At 72.1% G+C, this 19,298-nt stretch carries 1 protein-coding gene (running past one end of the window); it reads right to left on the reverse strand.

The window, feature by feature from the left end; all coding sequences use genetic code 11:
- Positions 1–19,298, reverse strand: the 3' portion of a protein-coding gene (locus OHA55_RS26330) for a toxin glutamine deamidase domain-containing protein (protein WP_266710131.1). The gene runs 8,674 nt beyond the window's last position; the window shows 19,298 of its 27,972 coding nt (coding positions 8,675–27,972); the start codon falls outside the window, past its right edge — the gene reads right to left on this strand; it ends in the stop codon at positions 1–3.

Here is a 19,298-nt window from a genome sequence, read left to right on the forward strand (position 1 = left end):
TCACGCCGGTCCGGGGCCGGTTGGACGGGGCACGGGCACTCCGAACCAGAGCGACCGGCCGTCGTCCATGATCACGGCACCGGGATCGAAACCGGCGGCGCCGGGACCCGCACCGCGTCCCCAACCCGGTGCCGGGACCGCCCCGGGCGACCCGTCGTCTTCGAAGATGCGGACGCTCCAGTCGCCGGCCACGAGGGAGATCCGGACCCTCAGCAGCCGCGCGGTCAGGGCGGGCAGGAACAGCGCGGCCCATCGCGCGAAGTCCCGCTGCCCGGTGCCGGACGGATCGAGCAGCAGCAGCCGTGCCTGCTGTACGGGTGTGAGCGGGACGGTGGACAGCGGCAACTCCCCTCCTTGCAAGGCGGCTTGCGTGCTCTGCGTAACGCTCGGGGACACGCCGGCGGCCCGGAGCAGCGTCAGTGGAACGCTCCGCTCCCGGTTCAGGGAGGGCGGCGCGCCGTGCGCGAGATCGCCGTCCGTCACCCGCTCCGCCAGCCAGCTCACGAAGTCGGCACTCGTCGTCCCGGCGTCCACCGGGATCGCCTGGGGCGCCGTGGCGCGCAGCACGTCCAGCAGTATTCCGGCGATCCCGCCGTCGGGGTCCGACGGCCGGTGCAGGGACAGCTCGGTGCCGTACAGCGTGGAGGTGGCCGGCCCGGTACGGCTGTAGCCGCCGTGCGAGCCGAAGGGGATGGTCCCGGAGCTGTCCGTCGTCACCGGCCGGGCAGACGGTGCCGACGTGGGCGTGGGCGTTGGCGCGGGTCTGCGCCGGGGCATGCCAGAGCCTGCCGGGGCCGGAATCGGAGCCGGTGTGGATGCGGGTGCGGGTGCCGACGGCCGGGCGGTCGGGGTCGCCGGGACCGGCTTGCGGCGGGGCATGCCCGAGGACGGCGCGGGTCCGGGCGTCCCGCCGTCCGGTGCGGGCTGCTGCGTACGGCGTTGCTCCGCACCGTTGTTGGCCGGGTCGGGCTGTGTACGTACGGGATCCGGACCCGTGTTGGGCGCGCCCGTGGCCGTGGGACCGGCGGGGTCACCGGCACCTCGCCCTGCCTGGCGGGACGACCGCGTTCCGGTTCGCGGGTTGTTGGCGAGTCGCTGCGCCCGCCGCCGCTGAAGTCCTGGCCCTCCGAAGCTGTCGAGGTCGCCGCCGGCTGTGCTCAGGTCGACGGCTGTCGGTGTCACCTCAGGGGCTGCGGGGAGCGCGGGGGACGGGCCCGGCTCCGGCTCCGGCTCAGGCTGGACGGCCGTCGGCGGGCTGTCCGTCCGCGGAACGCCTGTCTCCCGGTGGGTGGGCAGGGTGCTGCGGTCGAACATGGAGATGTCGTGGAGGATCGGGTCGGTGTCGAGATCTGCGTCGGGACCGGGGTCGGCCGAGTCGTGGCGGTGGCCCGGGACTTCGCTGTCGGCCGGGCTCTGCGGGCCGGGGGTTCCCAGTCCGGAGTTTACCGGGAGTCCGGGGCCCTCGGAGACGTCGGACTGCGCGTCCGGGGCGGTGAGGTAGGCGAGGTCTTCCGGACTGAGGAAGCTGGCGAGGTTGCTGGAGTCCACCGGGTTGTCGCGACCGGGATCGCCGACGCGGCCTTCGGGGGCGTCGCCCGGTGCGTCCGGTGCGTCCGGCTCGTCGAGGTGGGCGAGGTCTCGCAGGTCGACCAGGTTTGCCAGGTCGGCGAGGCTGTCGGGGTTGACCAGGCTGTTGCTGTTGGGGTTGGTGTAGTCGCCGCTGAGCGTGGTCAAGTCCTGGACCTGTGAGGCGTCCCCGACGGCGCCTTCGTACGACGGGGGCGGAGGTGAAGACAGGTCATCGCCGGGTTGTGGGAAGGTGAGGCCCGGCTCCGCCGTCGGGGAGTACCTGGGGAGCTGGCCGGTCGCTTCCTCCGCCAGATCTGTCAGAAGGCGGTCGCCGAGTGAGGCCAGCGTTCTGCCCCCGCCTGCCAGAAATGCGTCTATGACCTGGGGGATTTGGGTCAGGTGCAGCTTGTGCCGGTCGGCGACCGCGAACAGCCACGCCCGGCTGCGGTGGTCCCGCTCCTCGATGCGGTCGCCCCGTACGTAGCGCGCCACCGCCACGGGATCGGTCCGCAGCTGGTCGAGCAGCGCGAGCGAGGCGGGGTCCCGGGCCAGGGCCCCCACCAGATACTCCGGATCGGCCATCACCGTCGAGGCGATGCCGTACAGCGTCGCGGCAGAGATGCCGTACGGCTCCCCGAGGCGCCGGAGATCGTGCTCCCCGGGAGCCCAGCCGATGACACCGGCCCAGTTCAGCATTCCCGTGGTGCGCGGCCCGGGAACGAAATCCAGGTGGAGGCGCAGGAGTTCGGCTTGCTCGGGACGGAATTCGCGCCTCCCGAGAAGGCCGCGGATCCAGTCCGGGGGAAGGTCCCACAGCGCGCTGTAGTGCTCCGTGAGCCATGCGCGCTCCTGCTCCGCAACGGCCGCATCGTTCTGGCCGTCCGGGCCGGTTCGGAGAGCGGGTCGGACAAAGGTCGTGCCCAGGCGCGTGACCAGGGCGCGATCCTCGACAGGCGTGCCGACGCGGATGGCCGGTGAGGTCCGCAACATAGCTGCGAGTTGCGGTAGTTGGTGGATGGGCACATCGTGGCGACCGGCCACGGCGGTCAGCCAGGCCCGTCCCTGGTCATTGTCCTGGGGCAGGTAGTGGGTGTTCACCCGGTCGGCGGCGCGGCTCAGGAGGTCGTGCCACAGCCTGACGCTCATGGCCGGTTGCCCGGCCATGAGCGCGGCCATGTGCTCCGGGGTGGCCATGACGACGGAGGCGAGCCGGTAGAGCTCGACGGGGGTGGTGCCGCTTCGCTCGGCCAGGCCCGTCAGCCGGGTGGGGACGTGGCCGATGGCGCGGAGCCACCGCAGGAAACGGGTGGTGTCCTCGCCGGGGCCGATGCCCAGGTCGTGGCGCAGGCTGCTCAGCGCGATGACGTCGAACCGGCCGGAGTCGTAGAGCGCGCCCAGGAGCGCGGACGAGGTACCCCACTCGGCGGCGAGGGAGCCGAAGCCGAGTGGGGCGGGCACCTGCACCGCCCTGCCGGGCGGTGCGGACGCGCCTCGGGGCCGGACGTTTGTGCTGTCGCCGTGGAGGGGGGCGTCGGGCAGGTTTCTGTTCTGGTTCCTGTCCTGGTTCTGCTCCCGGTTGGGTGCCGTGGTCGGGGGCGTCTGGGGTATCGAGGGCGTCCGGGGTGTCGCGGCAGGGGCGGGTGTGGGTGAGGGCGTGGTGTCCGGTGCGGCCGTGGTGTCCGGTGTGGGCGTGGTGTCCGGCACGGTGTTGGGTGCGGGCGCGCTGTCTGCCGCCTGCGTGGCCGGTGCGGTCCGTGCCTCACGTGCCTCCCGCGCCTCCCGTGCCGCCTGGGCCACCAGTGCGGCCCTGCCCGGGTGGGTGTCCGGAGCGAGCAGCGAGATCTTGGCGGTGTGCAGATCGCGCACCAGTTTCCGCAACTGCTCCAGCGTCAGTTCGTGCCGCGCTGCGAGCGCCATGAGGACGGCGCGGAGGCGGGGGTCCTCCAGGGACAGAAGACCGCCGGTCAGCTCCTGGACGGTCGCCGTTTGGAGCCCCGCGGGCCACTGCTCGGGGTCCCGCGTCTCCCGGGCCATGATCAGGGCCAGGTCCCGCGGGTCGACCAAGTGCTCCTGGGAGAGGCTGTACAACTCCTCCTCGGGAATCCCGTGTGCGCGCGCCACCTCCTCGTAGTCGGCGGGGACACGGTGGATGGCGGCGATCCAGCGCAGCAGCTGCTCGGTGGCCTGGCCGCTGTCGATGCCCCGGCTGGTACGGAGGGACTCCACGGCGGGGACTCTGAACCACAGGTTCCGCACCAGGTTGCTCAGGTCCAGGCTTACGTTCCATCGCGCCTGGAGCTCGAACGCCTGGGTGTCGTAGGGGTTCGGCGTGATGCGGGGGTCGGGTTGAGGGGCGGAAGGAGTCGCGCCGTCGGACGCCTGCCCGACCGGGGGCGCGGTCTCGGGGGCGGGAGGCGTCCAGGAGACGCCGCGCCCGGCCAGGGTGGTCGCCAGAGCTGTCAGCTCGGGACCGTCCAGAGGGGTGAACGTCCGCATGTTTTCGTTCTCGTGGAAGTGCTCCACCAGCGGAGCGATGTGGTCGAACGTCAGCCCTTGATGCGTTGCCGCCGCGATGAACCAGGCACGCAGGCGGCCCTGTTCGCGGTTCAGGACACCGGAATGGTGCAGCTCGCTGATGAGCTCCGAGAAGTCGGACCGCCATGAGGACGGGCTGCGTCCTGGCGTCCGGTCCATCAGGGCGACCACGTGCTGCGGGTCGGCCCCCGCGGCCAGGGACGTTCTGTACAGGTCCTTCGCCGTGAGGCCGTGCATCTGAGCGAGGCCGGGGATGCCCCGCGGTATCCGGCCGATGGCGTCGAGCCAGTTCAGCAGGTCGTGGGTCTGCTCGCCCGCCCCGATCGCGAGACTCTGACGGAGGACGTCCACGGCGTCGCTCCGGAACCACTGATGCGCCAGCATACCGAGCACCTGCTCCGTGGACACGCCCCATCGGGTCGCGAGGGTCACCGCGCCGGTCTCGGGGAAGCGACGCGACAACGGCGGGGCCGAGCGTTCCTGGATTCTGCGGGGCGCGGAAACCCGGGCCGCCATCGCGGCCAGGCGCTCATCGTCGAGGCGGGTGTGGTGGCGCACTCCCGCGTTCATCAAGTCGGGTACCAATTGGATGAGTTCGGGCAGAATCAGCTCGTAGCGGGCGGCGAGCGCCATCAGCCACACGCGTGCGTGACGGTCGGTCTCCCCCAGATAGTCACCCGCCTGGGAGAAGTTGCCCAGCAACTGGTCCGTCGAGGCTTCCGACAGACGGGGCTGCCAATAGGCGACGTCGATGGGTCCTTCCGGGGCCATGACCTGGATCAGGTGCCGGGGGTCCGCCATCGCCGTGGTGGCCAGGGTGTACAGGGCACCGGGTGTGAGGCCGTTGGCCTCCGCCAAGGAGACGAGGTCGGTGGGCATCCGCCCGATGGCGTCGATCCACCGCAACAGCCTCGTGGTGCCTTCGTCCGTCAGGACGTCCAGTTCCAGACGGAGCCTGTTCACCACCGCGGGATCGAACCATTCGAAGCCCAGCAGCCGACTCGTCAGCGGCGTCGCCGTATTCTCCGAGGCAGCGGCGGAGGCTGTCGCGCGGGCGGGCGCGGGCGCGGCGATGCCCCACGACGTGGTGAGGGCGTCCGCGTCCCAGTGGCCGTTGTACGACGAGGGCTCGTAGCCGGGCGGTATGTCCGGGGCCATCAGCTCCACTGTTGCGGGGGGCGCGTCGAGGCCACCGTTCGCACGACGCACCTGGTCGGTCAGGGCTTCGTCGTCGAACGGCGTGCCCTGGCGGATGCCCGCCGCGCGCAGCAGGGGCACCAGGGCGACGAGATCGGAGAGAGCCAGCTCGTGGTGATCCGCCAACTCCATCAGCCAGGCGCGCCCGCGCCGGTCGTCGGCCTGGACGTGCTCGCCCGACAGGGCGGCACGCAGCGACGCCATGGCGGACCAGTTCCGCCCCCGCAGCTCGTTGACGACTCGTTCACCGTCCCGGGACATGGCGTTCAGCAGGTGCCTCGGATCGGCCATGAGCCTCACCGAGACGCCGTACAGATCGATGGGGGCGATGCCGTGCGACTGCGCGAGTTCGGCCGTGCCGGTGGGAACGTGTCCGATGGTCTCGATCCACTCGGCCAGGTACACCGTCTCCCGGCCCGGGGGGAGGCGGAGCTCCTTGCGGAGCGCCTCCATGGCGTCGGGGTCGAACCGGGGGAGGCGCAAGTAGTGGGCCACGCGTTCGGGGGCGATCTGCCACAGGGCGGCGAACTCCTCCGTGCGCGGGTGTGCGTCGTCCGCCGGGGCGGGTGAGGCGTCGTCCGGGTTGTCCTGCCGCGTGGGGAGGGGCTGGTAGGGGGGAAGGCCGAGCACCTCGGCCACCAGCGAACCCATGGTGTCGATGCCGGGCTGCCCGCCCACCGGAATGCCACCGAGGCGCAGCTGGAGCGCGAGCCCGGGCAGCCGGTGGACCGGTACGCCGTACTCGCGGGCGACGCGGGTCAGCCAGGCGCGTCCGCTGTGGTCGTTGCGCGCCAGGTAGTTGGTGTCCAGACCGCGGACGATGTCCAGCAGGTCGTCGCGCCACCGGTTGACGTCGAGACCGGGCCGTGCGGCCATGATCCGGGCCATGTGTTCCGGGGTGGCCATGATGGTGGCGGCGAGCCCGTAGAGCTGGTTCGGGGTGATGCCCCGCTGCTCGGCGAGTTGAGCCAGGTCGGTGGGGATGTGGCCGATGGCCTGGACCCACTCCGCCAGGTACGCCGTCTCCGCACCCGGGCCGAGCCGCACCTGCTGGCGGAGCGCCTCCACCGCGTCCGGGTCGAACCAGGGGTGACGCCAGTAGCTGGCGACGCGTTCGGGGGAGACCCGCCACAGGGCGGCGAACTCGGCAGTGCGCGCGTGTCTGGCATCGGCCGCGGGCGCGGGCGCGGGGCCGGCCGGGTCGTTCTCCGGCGCGGCGAGCGGCTGGAGCGGGAACATGCCGCCCGTCACGGCCACCACCGAGTCCATGGTGGCGGCGTCCGGCTGTGCGCCCACAGCGATTCCATGGCCGCGCAGCGCCCGCGCCAGATCCGGCAGCTGCTGGATCGGCACTTGGTGGCGGTGGGCTAGCGCTGCCAGCCAGGCACGTCCGGAGTAGTTGTGGCGCGGCAGGTACTCGTAGTCCACCTCGCGGGTGGCGGTGCGCAGCACCCCGTCCCAGTGGCCCAGGTCGACATCCGGCCGGGCGGCCATGATCTGGGCCATGTGTTCCGGGGTGGCCATGACGAGCGCGGCGAGCCCGGCGAGGACGTCGGGGTCGCTGCCGTGCCGCCGGGCGACGTCGGCGGTTTCGGTGGGGATGCGGCCGAGGGCCTGGATCCACTGCAGCAGATACGTGGTCTGCCAACCCGGGTTGAGCCCGAGCTGCCGACGGAAGGCCTCCGCGGCGTCGGGGTCGAACCAGGGGAGACGCAGGGAGAGGCCGACGCGTTCGGGGGACATGTGCCACAGCGCGGCGAACTCTTCCGCACGCGCGCCCCGGAGATCGGCTGCGGGGCCGTCGGGGTTGCCGACCGGCTCGGGAAGGGGCTGAACGGGGGGGAGCCCGAGCATCTCGACCACCATTCTGGCTGTGGCCTCGACATCGGTCCGCGCGCCCACGGCGATTCCCGCGTTCTGCAACCGGTGCGCGAACCGCCGCAGATTCCCCAGTGGTACGTCATGGAAGTGGGCGAGAGCGCCCAGCCAGGCGCGACCGCGGAGGTCGTCCTCCGGCAGGTAGTCGGAAGGCAGTCTGTCGGCGGCGTCCAGCAGGACATCGTGCCAGTCGGCGGGGGTGAGGTCCGGTCGCGAGTCCATGATCCGGGCCATGTACCGCGGGTCGACGGTGAGCAAGGAGGAGAGCCAGAAGAGGATGCCGGGGGTGATGCCGCGCCGCCGGGCGAGTTCGGTCATTCCGGTGGGTATGTGGCCGATGGCACGCAGCCAGCGCAAGAACCGTCTGGTCTCGCTGCCCGTACGTACCCTCAGCTGAATGTGCAGGGCCTCCACGTCGGCGAGGTCGAACCCATCGGTGTCGCGCAGCCGGCTCACCATCTCGGGGGAGACGAGCCAGCGGGCGGCGAGAACCATGCTGTTGTGGCGGGTGAGTGTCTCCCTCGGGCTTCCCGGACTTCCCGGACGGATGGTGGAGGCGGGTGACGAGCCGTCGGTAAGAGCACCGTCGTCCTGGACGGGCCGGCTGGCCGCCGTGTGCGCGAGACGCGTCAGGGTGGGGTCGTCGAGCGAGGTGTGGAGCCGCACACCCTCGGTCTCCAGCAGCGTGACCAAGTCCGGGAGCCGGCCGATGGTCACGCTGTGGTGGGCGGCGACGGACATCAGCCAGGCGCGTGCGCGATTGTCGTCCCTCGGCAGGTACCCGCCGACGATCCGTGGCAGGGCAGCCGACAGGGCCTTCTTCCACCGCCGGGAACTGCGTGACTCCCCGGCCATGATCTGGAGCATGTGCTGCGGGTCGGCCATGGCGATGAGGGAGAGCCTGTACAGGGAGCCGGGACGACGCCCGCGCGACTGGGCCAGAGCCCTGAAATCGACGGGAACGCGGCCGATGGCCTGGACCCAGTTCAGCAGCTGGGCGGTGTCCGGGCCCTTTCTGATGCCCAGGTCCCGGCGGAGCCGGTCCAGCATCTCGGGATCGAACCACTCCTGGCCCACCAGCGCGGACAGGTCCAGGTCCACCCGCCACCGCGCGGCGAGGTCCCGCGCCCGCGCCGCGTCCCGCGGCGACACGGGCCGGGCCTGTCCGGCCGTGGGAGCGGGCTGGGGGGCGTCGTGGTGCGGTGGGGGCGCGACTTCCGGGTCGACGGGTGCGGGTGCGGGCTCGGGCGTGGGGTCCGGCTCGGGCTCGCGTGTGGGCTCGGGTCTGGGTGTGACCGTGGGCTCGGGCTCGGGTGTGGGCGTGGGGTCGGGTTCGGGCGTGGGCTCGGGCTCGGGTGTGAGGTCGGGTGCGGGTGTGACCTCAGGTATGGCTTCGGAATCGGGCGCGGGCGTGACCATGGCCTCGGGTGCGGGTGCGTACCCCGGGGGTGTGGCTGCGGCCTCGGGCGTGGGTGCGTACCCCGGGGGTGTGGCTGCGGCCTCGGGCGTGGGTGCGTACCCCGGGGGTGTGGCTGCGGCCTCGGGTGCGGGCGCGTACCCCGGGGGTGCGGCTACGGGCTCGCGCGCGGGTCCCGCCGCGTCGGCGCGGTTCGGCACGGGCGTACGGACCACCTGGGCCACCACTCCGGCCAGACCCGCGTTCCGGAGCGGGGTCAGTGGTGCGATCTTTGCCGCGGCCAACCTGGGTACCAGCTCGCGGACCTGCTCGATCGTCAGTCTGCGGGCTGCGGCGATCTCCATGAGCCAGGCGCGTCCGCTGTGGTTGCGCGTGGACAGGTAGGTGAGGTTCCGGGTTGGGACAACCCTCGACAGGGCGTTCAGCCACTGCTCGGCGGTTCGTTCCTCCGGCGCCTGGTCCATGAGCTGAACAAGGTGCCGCGGGTCGGCCATCGCCGTGACGGACAGTCTGTACAGCGTTTCGGAGGTGAGACCGCGAGGTCCTGCCAGGTCCCTGAGGTCGGAGGGTATCCGGCCTATGGCGGCGATCCAGTCCAGCAACCGCCTGGTGTCGCGCCCCGCGCTGACGTTCAGCAGCCCGCGAAGGGCGTTCACCTCCCCGGGGCTGATCCAGCGGTTCCCCATACGCAGGCCCGGGTGGTTGGTCCGCACGCCCCAGACTCCCGCGGCCTCGAACACCTCGTCGCGGGTCGCGTTGCGTGCACCCGGCTGTGAGGGCGCCGCGCGGAGGCCCACGATCCGCGCCGTCAGCGCGGTCAGCCGGGGATCGTCGAGCGTGGTGTGCGGGCGGATCCGGCTTTCGAGCAACTGGGGTACCAGGCTCACGAGTTCGTTCAGCGTCAGCCTGTGGTGAGCGCCGACCGCCATGAGCCAGACGCGTCCGCGGTGGTCGTTCTCCCCGATGTAGTCCGTCTCCTGGTTGAAGTCGCCCAACATACCGTCCTCCGCGGCCTCCGACAGCAGGCGATCCCAGCGGTTGACGTCGATGGCCCCTTCCCGGGCCATGACCCGCAGCAGGTCCCGCGGGTCGGCCATCGCGGTGGTGGAGAGGGAGTACAACGCACCGACCGGGATGCGGCCCGACCGCGCCAGGGTGCCCAGGTCCGTGGGCATCCGGTCGATGGCTTCCAGCCAGTGCAGCATGCTTTCGGTATCGATGGGCGAGATGATCTGCACGTGCAGACGGAGCGCGTTCACCCCTGCGGGGTCGAACCATGCGTAGGCGAGAAGACGCTCCGTCAACTCCTGATCGACGCCCCACGAGATGGCGAGGGAAGCCGCATCCCACCGGTGGTTGTGAGTGGCCTGCTCATAGCCGGGCAGGGCCTCGGGCACTGACGGCCCGGTGACGTCGGTGGCCGGTGCGCCGGGGGCGGGTACCTCCTGCGGCGAGGTGGGCGCGGGCGGGTGCGGGGAGCGGTCGGTGCCGACGGCCCGGCTCACCTGCTCGGTCACGGCGGGATGGTCGAACGCGATGCCCGGGGGCACGCCGCCGGCATGCAGCAGGGGCACCAGGGCGACGAGTTCGGAGAGCGCCAGCCGGTGGTGGTGGGCGAGCGCCATCAGCCACGCGCGGCCGGCGAAGTCATGCACCTCGAGGTAGGGCCCGCGCAGGAAATCCCTGAGGGCTGTGAGGTGCCCGGAGTTCAGGTCCCGCAGTCTGGGCACGGCCCGGTCCCCGTCGCGGGCCGCGACCTCCAGCAGCTGTCGGGGGTCGGCCATGAGCGTCCGGGCCACGTCGTACAGGCGGGCGGGCTGAAGACCGTACGACCGCGCCAGGCCGGCGAAGTCCGCGGGCACGGAGCCGATGGCCTCCATCCAGTCCAGCATGTACACGGTCTCCCGGCCCACGCTGATCCCCAGGTCTCGCCGGAATGCCTCGGCCCGCCTGGGGTCGAACCACCTCTGACGCCACAGGCTCGCGACGCGCTCCGGGTCCATGCGCCACCCGCGGGCGTATTTCTCGATGCGCTCGCGTGTGCGCTCGTCCACCGGGCCGTCGGAGGCGTCGTCCGTGCGGGGGATGGGCCGGAAGGCGGGCCGGCCGGACACCTCGGCCACCGCCGAAGCCAGGTTGTGGGCGTCTACGCGTGTGTCGACGGTGACGCCGCGGAGGCGCAGGTGTTCCGCCAATGGGCCCAACTGGTCGATGGGCATGTGGTACTGGGACGCGACCGCGGCCAGCCAGGCGCGCCCCCGATGGTCGCCGTAAGGCAGATAGCGGGCGGGCACGGCATCGGCAGCTCTTCTCAGGCCCATGGCCCGCATGTCGGCGGCGGTGTTCGGGGACGCCGCGATGATCCGGGCCATGTGCTCCGGGGTGGCCATGATCAAGGTCGCCAGCCTGAAGAGATCGGACGGCGCGAGGCGGTGTGGCCGGGCGAGGGCCGTCATCCCGGTCGGAACCCGGCCGATGGCCTCCAGCCAGTGGAGGAACCGGAGGGTTTCGTTGCCGCGCAGGCGCAGCTCGCGGTGGAGGGCGTCCACCGCGGCGAGGTCGAACCCGGAGGCGCGGAGCCGCTCCCTGAGGGTCTCGGCGGTGATCCCCCCGCGCCTGGCGAAGGCGTCGCGGAGGCCGTCGGGGACGGGGGCCGGGGCGGGGGGAGCGGTGCGTGTGGCGGGGCCTGGAGCGAGGGGACCGACGGTGGCGTCGGCAGTTGGTGTGCTGTCCGGGGTCGGCGCGGGGTTGGCGGTTGGTGTGGTCCCAACAGTGTCGGCGAGTGCGGCAGTTGGTGTCGCCGCAGGGGTGGCGGGGGCTGTGTGGGGGAGGTCGTGGAGGACCCGGCCGGAGGTGGTGGCCGTCTCGATCTGGGTGAGGTAGCCGACGGGGAGCACGCCGGGGGTGAGCGGGGTGGTGATGCTGGCCATGATGCCGGTGGCGTCGGTCTGTCCGGGGCGGCGGCGGAAGACGGACAGCTCGTCCTGGTAGCGGTCGGTGACCCCGATGTAGTGGAGGGTCTCGTGCAGGAGGAGGTTGTCGTCGCGCTGGGTGAGGGCGTCGATGTCGGTGTCGTGGAGATGGAAGTTCAGCTGGTCGGAGGGTGCCGGGGAACCGCCGGTGGTGACGGTGATTCCCTCCAAGTGGTACGGCCCGGGGCTGAGGACGACCTGCACATGGAGCTGGTCGCCGGACTCGGGAAGGGTGTAACCGATGTTGACGTGTGTGTCGAGGATCCGGTTGATGCGTTCCTGGAGGCTGTCGTGGGTCAGCCCCTCGCCGTCCAGGGACCTGACCGGGAGCGGGATGGTGAGGTTGCGGATCCAGCGTCCGTCGGCGGCCTGGATCCGTCGGATACGGGCGCGGATCAGGATGGGGTCGCCCCGGAGCCGGCCGCGTTCGAGGGAGCCGAGAATGTTCCGCCTGCGAAGTTCGTCGGTGTACGCGTCGTAACTGTCCGGGATGCGGAGGGTGACGACGGGCTGGACGCGTCTGCGCAGCATCCTGACACGGTTCCTGTTCAGGGCGGGCGCGTCGTTGGCGAACAGATAGCGCGGGTCGAAGATCTGGGTCTGGAGGACGGTGACGGGCGCCTGCGCCCGACGGTACGCCCAGGCGGCGAGCGCGACGGGGTCGGACGAGGGCCGGGCGAGGTCCGGAGTGGTGGCGCCCGACGGGATCTCCTCCGCCTCGGGCATACGGCCGCCCAGCAACCGCCCGACACGGCTCGAGCGGTTGCCGCTCCGGGACGACCGCTGCCCGGTGGACGCCCGCCTGAAATCGCCGATCAGGCCGTTCAGGCGGGCGCTGGTGATGGGGGTCCCGGTGGTGATTCCATTGGCCTGGAGTACGGGCACGAGATCCGCCAGCTGGTCGAGGGTCAGATGGGTTTCCGCGGCCAGGGAGATGAGCCAGGCACGTCCGTGGTAGTCCTCGCGGGCGACGTAGCCGTGACGGTGCAGACGGTGGACGGCCGCCGTCAGGGTCTCGTCCCACTGACGCGGATCCCGGTGCGGGCTCCGCGCCACGATCCGGGCCACGTCCCGCGGGTCGGCCATCACGATGGTGGAGAGCCGGTAGAGGGTGATGGCCCCGGTACCGGCCTGCTGGGCCCTCTCCGCGATGTCGCCCGGGATCCGGCCGATGGCCCCGAACCAGCGCAGCAGCCGTGCGGTTTCCCTCCCGCCGCCCACCACGAGGTCACGGCGGAGGCTGTCCACGGCCCCGGGGTCGAACCAGGGCCGGTCCAGCAGGGCGCGCACCAGGTCCGGGTTCACGTCCCATGCCAGCCCGAGGGCGGCGGCGGGGTCCTGCGGGGCGGGGGCGGGCTGGGTGAGGTCGGGTTCGGTGGCGTCGAGTCGGGTGGAGTCGGCTGTGGTGGTGTCGGGTTCGGTGATCTCGAGGTGGGTGAAGTCGGCCGTGACGGGGCCGGGTTGAGCGGTACTGGGCGGGGTGACGTCGGTCCGGGTGGGTGGCGCCGCGCTGGGACCAACCGGGCTGGGTCCAGCCGTGGTGGCTCCCGGTTGCGCCGGTTGTGCCGTGCCGGGACCCGCCGTGCCGGGGCCGGGCGGCGGCGCGGCCGTGCCGAGGTCGCCGTCCGTTTCGCGTTGACGCCCGATCGCCAGGTTCACCACCTCGGTGAGGACGGGGTCGGCGAGGGCGGTGTGGGGGGTGATGTCGTTGCCGTGAAGCTGCCGTATCAGCTCCGTGAGCTGCTCGATGGTCAGTTCGTGGTGGGCGGCCAGCGCCATGAGCCAGGCCCGCTCGCGGCGGTCGCCCATCTCCAGGTAGCTGTGTCCCAGGCCAGTGTCGCCCCGCAGGTTGTCATTGACCCTGATCAGGGCGCGCCGCCAATCGAGGAAGCTGCCGTAGGCGGTGGGCAGGGCCCACGGGCCGCGGTTCATGACCCGGAGCAGATGCAGCGGGTCGGCCATCGCTGTCAGGGACAGGTCGTACAGGAGCCTGGTGGTCATGCCGTGCTCCAGTGCCAGGGCGCCGAGGTCGTCGGGGGTGCGCCCGAGCGCCTCGATCCACTCCAGGAGCTGGTTGGTCGCGGTGGCATCGGTGATGTTCAGCGTGAACCGGAGCGTGTTCACCAGCGCCGGGTCGAACCACCCGTAACGCAGCAGCCGACCGGGCAGTTCGCTGTCCACTCCCCAGGACGTGCTGAGCGAACCCGCGTCCCAGCGGTGCCCCTCGGCCGCGGGTTCGTAGCCGGGCAGCGCGTCCGGGTGCGGCGTCGGGCCGGTGACCGGGCCCCGACCGGACGGGCCTGCCTCGGGCGGCTGGGTGCCGAGGGGAGCGTACGCGGGAAGCGCGGGGACGTTCGCCCCGGTCGTGGACGTGGGCGCGCCGGCCGGCGCGAGGTTGCCTGTCGCCCGGTCCACCTGCGCGATGACGGCCGGGTCGTCGAACGCCAAGCCCGGCCGGATGCCGCTCGCAGGCAGCAGCGGCGCCAGGGCCATCAGCTCGGTGAGCGACAGCCGGTGGTGGTCGGCGAGCGCCACCAGCCACACGCGTCCGCGGTGGTCGTCCTCCGGGATGCCGGAGCTGTGCAGTCCGTCGGCGACGGCGTACGGGGTGTCCCGCAGCCGTCGTGCGACGTCCTGCCCGTTTCGGGCCGCAGCCTCCAGCAGGTGCCGGGGATCGGCCATGACGTTCCAGGCCGTCAGGTAGACCTGCTGGATCTGGAAGTCGTGCGCCCGCGCGAGGTGCGGGAGATCGTCCGGGACGCGGCCGATGGCCTCGATCCAGTCCAGCAGATGGAGAGTGCGCTGCCCCTGCGGGATGTCCAGTGCCTCGCGCAGTCGCTCCACCGCTTCGAGGTCGGGCCACTCGTGTTCGGCGAAGCTCGCGACCCGCTCGCGGGAGACGCGCCACAGGGCCGCGTAGCGCCGCGTGCTGGGGTCCGCCAGGGCGGCGGCGCTCGGCCGCCCCGGGGGGATCGCCGCGGGTACGGGCCGACTGCTCGCGCGGGCGACCATCCTGAACACGGTGTGGTCGTCGGCCGCCGTGCCCACCTGTACCTGGGCGTTGCGCAGTTCCTCCGCCAGCTGCGGCATGTCGTACACCGAGATGTCGTGGTGGTCCACGAGCGCTGTCAGCCAGGCTCGTCCGCGGTGGTCGTCCCGGGCCGGATACCGGTCGTCGGGAACGGCGTTGGGCAGTTCCCGCTGCCACTCGTTGGGGCCGGTGCCCGGTCGCGTGCTCATGATCCGGCTCATGTGCTCCGGGGTGGCCATGATGGTGGAGGCCAGCCGGTAGAGCATCGTGGCGGAGGTGTAGTGCCGCATGGCCAGCTCTCTCAAGCCGGTGGGGACATGACCGATGCCCTGGAGCCAGTGCAGGAATCGGGTGGTCTCGTCGCCGGGGGCGATGCCCAGCGATTCGCGGAGCTGACCGACTGCCTCCAGGTCGAGCCCGGTGTCGTCCCGGAGCTGACGCAGGAGCCTGGCGGAGGTGCGCCAGCTGAAGGACAGTCGGGTGGCGGTGGACCGGCCCGGGGCCTGGGCGGAGGAGCCGGGGGCCTCGTCGCCGGGCAGGGGGGCGTCCGTCCGGCGCGGGTCCGGATCGGTGGGGCGGGTGTCGGCGGTGTTCGGTTCGGTGGGGCGGGTGTCGGCGGTGTTCGGTTCGGTGGGGCGGGTGTCGGCCCTCCGGTTGTGCACGAGTGCGGTCAGGCGGGTGTCGTCGAGTGGCGTGCCGGGCTCCACTTCGTGGGCAGCGAGCTGCGGGACCAGGGCGATGAGCCGGCTGATGCCGAGTCCGTGGTGGGCCGCGAGTTCGATGAGCCAGGCGCGTGCGCGGTGGTCGTTGCGGGATACGTAGCCGTCGTGCAGGCGCGGTACGGCGTTCGTCAGGACGGTTCGCCAGGTGGCGCCCGTCCGGTCCGGGCGCTGGGCCACGATCCGGGCGACGTGCTGCGGATCGGCCGTCACCGTGATCGAGAGGGCGTACAGCGTCCGGGGCGCGAGGCCCAGCTCCCGTGCCTGCCGCGTGAGGTCGAGGGGAACGCGGCCGATGATACTGATCCAGTTCAACAGCGCCGTGGTGGCCGCACCGGTTCCGAGGCCCAGCTCCTGACGGAGCCGGTTCACGGCCTCTGGGCGGAACCATCGGTGTTCCGACAGTTCGGCCACCACGCCCGGGTCCGCATCCCACGCCTCCGCGAGCGTGGGCACTTCGTCGCGCGGGATCGCGGTGCCGGGCCCGGTCGTCGTGGGCCGGGGGACCGCCGCCGTCGGCGCGGGTGGGGCGGCGGGCGCTTCCGCGCTGTACGCCGGTGCGGGCGCGGTGTATTCCGGGAGATGGTCCGCGGCCTGGGCCGCCATCTCGGCCAGTACCGGGTCAGCGAGCCGGTCCAGAGGCAGGAGGCCGCGGTCGGCCAGACGCGGAACGAGGGATTCCAGCTGGGAGAGGGACAGCCGGTACTGGTCGGCGAGTTCGAACAGCCGGGCCCGCGGGCGGTGGTCGGACTCCAGGAAGAGGTCGGCACGCACGGCGTCGGCGACCCCTTGCGGGTCCGTCAGCAGCCTGGACAGGTCCGCGCGTCCGCCCCTGACGGCGGCGTCCAGCAAAAGACGCGGGTCGGCCATCGTCAGCAAGGCGATGTTGTACAGCCGGTCGGGCTCGACGCTGTGCTGCTCAGCGAGGACGGACAGGTCCGTGGGGATACGGCCGATGGCCTCCACCCAGCGCAGCAGCTCGGTGAGCTGAGCTCCGTCCCTCACGCCGAGTTCCTGGCGGAAGTTGTCCATCGTGAGCGCGTTGAACCACGGGTGTCCCACGAGCCGGCCTGCCAGGTCCCCGGGGATCCGCCACCACGAGGTGAGGTGGGCGGCGAGTTCTCGCCCGGCGGCGTCCGCCCGAGGATTCCGTCCGCTGGGGCCACTCGGTCCGCTCGGGCGGCGTGGGCCGCCCAGGTTGCCCGAACTGTCCCCCTCCTGTGTTCCGTTGGTGCCGGCCACACCGGCAAGCGGTCCTGGAGTGGCCCGGGAACGGCCCAGTTGAGCAACTGCCGAGGTAACGGCCGGATCGGAAAATTCGGTTGACGGGGTGACGCCGTGCTCGCGGAGCAGGTCGGCGAGGATCGGCAGGCTGACGACGAGTACGTGGTGGCGGGCGGCGAGAGCCGCCAGCCAGGCGCGAGCTGGGTGGTTGTCCAGTGGCAGGTACCGGCTGTCCACGCCGTCGGCCGCGGTCGTCAGAGCCACCTGCCACATGTCCGGGGTGATGGAAGGCAGCTCGGCCATCATCCGGGCCATGTGCTCCGGGGTGGCCATGATGGTGGAGGCGAGACGGTAGAAGGTGGCCGTGTCGGTGCCGCGCTCGCGTGCGAGTTCGGCCAGCGTGGTGGGGACACGACCGATGGCCTGAAGCCAGTGGAGGAACCGGGTGCTGCTGGAGTTCACACCCAGTTCGCGGCGCAGGCGGTCCACCGCGGAGAGGTCGAACCCGTGGTCGTCGCGGAGCCGACGCCGGAGGTCGGCGGAGGCCCCGAACAGTGTGGCGAAGGGACGGCCGGGCGCCCGGGCGGCGGACAGCGGGGCTTCGTCGGCGGGGAGGGGGGCGTCGACGGTGGCGTCGAGCCTGATCGAGTCGCCGGCGGGGGAAATCGGACGGGGGCTGCTGGTGGGGTCGGGGACACCGGGGACCGGCCGGGGCGCGGGTTGTGGCGACAGGGCTGTCAGGACGTCGTCGGACGTCACGGACCAGGAGGAGCCCGAGGACAGAGTCAGGCTGTCGTCCGCGTCGCCTGTGCCGTCCGTGCCGTCAGTGTCTTCCGCGTCCTTCGTCGTGGATTCCGCGTCGGACTCCACAGGGGGTACGGAGGTGTCGGCCTCGTCGCCGACAACACCCGAGGAGTCCGGGACGCCGGCAGTATCCGAGGCATCCGGGGTATCACGAACAGCCGCGAGTCCGACTCCCCCGCCCGGGTAGAAGATCCGCCAGCGCCCGGCGCTCCCGTCCGGCGCCGGGTTCAGTTCCAGGACGGTCTTGCCGTCCGCGCCCACCCAGGGATCACGTACGCCCCAGTTCGCGTTCATGACGACCAGCCCGGTGCCGTCGGCGAGCGTCTGCACTTCGGCGGAGAGCAGGCTGGGCACGACGGCGGACGGATCGGACCCGGCGGGAGTGGACGGACCGGCGAGAGGCGAGGCGGACGATTCGCTCTGCGCGAGCGTGGCCGCGCGGGGGCTGATGATGACGAGGACGGTGCCCACGGGGAGCTTCGCCAGGTCGCCGCGCACTCTCATCAGCTCGGCGTAGTCCCCGAGTTCGAGGATCCGCGTACGTCCGCCCCGCATGGTCACCCTGGGCAGGCCGTCCGGGCCACTGTCCGCGTCCGTACTCACGCCGGTGCCCGCGCCGCCGGTGGCGAGGTAGAAGCGGGAGGCCGACGCGAGCGGCATGGGCCTGTCGTGGGCCACCAGCAGGCCGTCGGTGTCCCGGCTCCACTCGGTGTAGCGGTCCGTGTCCGGCAGCCCCTGGATCGCCTTGCGCCGGGCAGCCTGTGTCCCAGGGGCGTACGAGGCCACACCGATCCGGGCGCCCCCCGCCGAGGTGACCTCACTCAGCACCACGTCGGAGTGCCAGGGCTGGAAGCGCGCCGGGCCGGGAAGCAGACGGTGCGGGTCGGTGATCGACTTGCCCTGGAGCAGCCGCTCGGCCGACGGCAGGGACATACGTACGACCACGGGATGCGGCAGGTCCACCTCCACGGTGCCCAGGACGTCCCGCTTGCCGAACGTGGATCGCAGACGGTGGTGCAGCCCGGCCGACAGCCGTATTCCCAGGGTGAACTGCACGAGGACGGACGGCAGGTGGATCTGCTTCTTCCGCGTCTGACTGGGTGACTGGGCCGTGGCCAGCAGGCTGGACTCGGCCACCATGACGCCGGGCGTGGCAAGGCCCTGGTACAGGTCGTGGGTCCGGAAACGCATCCATCCGCCGCCCGCGTGTTCTTCGTTGCTCTCGGTGGAAAGCACCGCGTTTGCAGCGGCACCCTCCTCCCAGCCCTCGGAGTGCGCCTCTTCGTCGTACTCGAAGACCACGCGCTCTCCCGGGCCCAGCACCCGGCCCTCGGTGAGCCGCGCGTCGGCCGTCACCCGGAGGTCCTCGCCGCCGAGTACACGCGGGACATAGGTCTCGGGCAGTTCGGTACCGGTGGCGGCGATGCCGGGCAGCGCGGCGATCAGCCACTCGGTGGACAGTGCCGAGTCCAGAGTCGCGGAGGCGGCCCCGTCCACCGTGGTGAACTGCGGCATTCCGTTGAGGCCGCGTACCAGCGTGGCCAGCGCCGCCCGGATCACCGGGGCGCCCTGGAAGTTGTTGATCTGGGCCTCTTCAGGCACCGGCGAGCCTGCTGCCCGCCATGGGCCGAGCGGCTGGACCGCCTTCCCGAAGGCCAGCATGCGGGCCTGCGGCGGCCGGGGCGGGCTCATCCGTGACAGGGCCAGCAGGTCCGACCGGAGCATGCGGAAGCGCAGGAAGCGGTCGTCGGGGCCGGTACGCGGCGCCGCCAGTTCCACGACGGCGACGGGCGGCGTCCCGACGGGCTTGCCCGGCTCGTACAGTTCCACGGCCAGGCGGACGGGAAATCGGATGTCGACGCGTGCGGCGTCGGGAGGGGTGAGGACGAGCACCCCGCCGCTCCGCTCCCGGGCCCGCTCCCACGCGAGGACGTCGCCCAGCGTCATGACCG

Origin of the sequence: Streptomyces sp. NBC_00102, from assembly GCF_026343115.1 — a bacterium.
GTDB lineage: Bacteria > Actinomycetota > Actinomycetes > Streptomycetales > Streptomycetaceae > Streptomyces.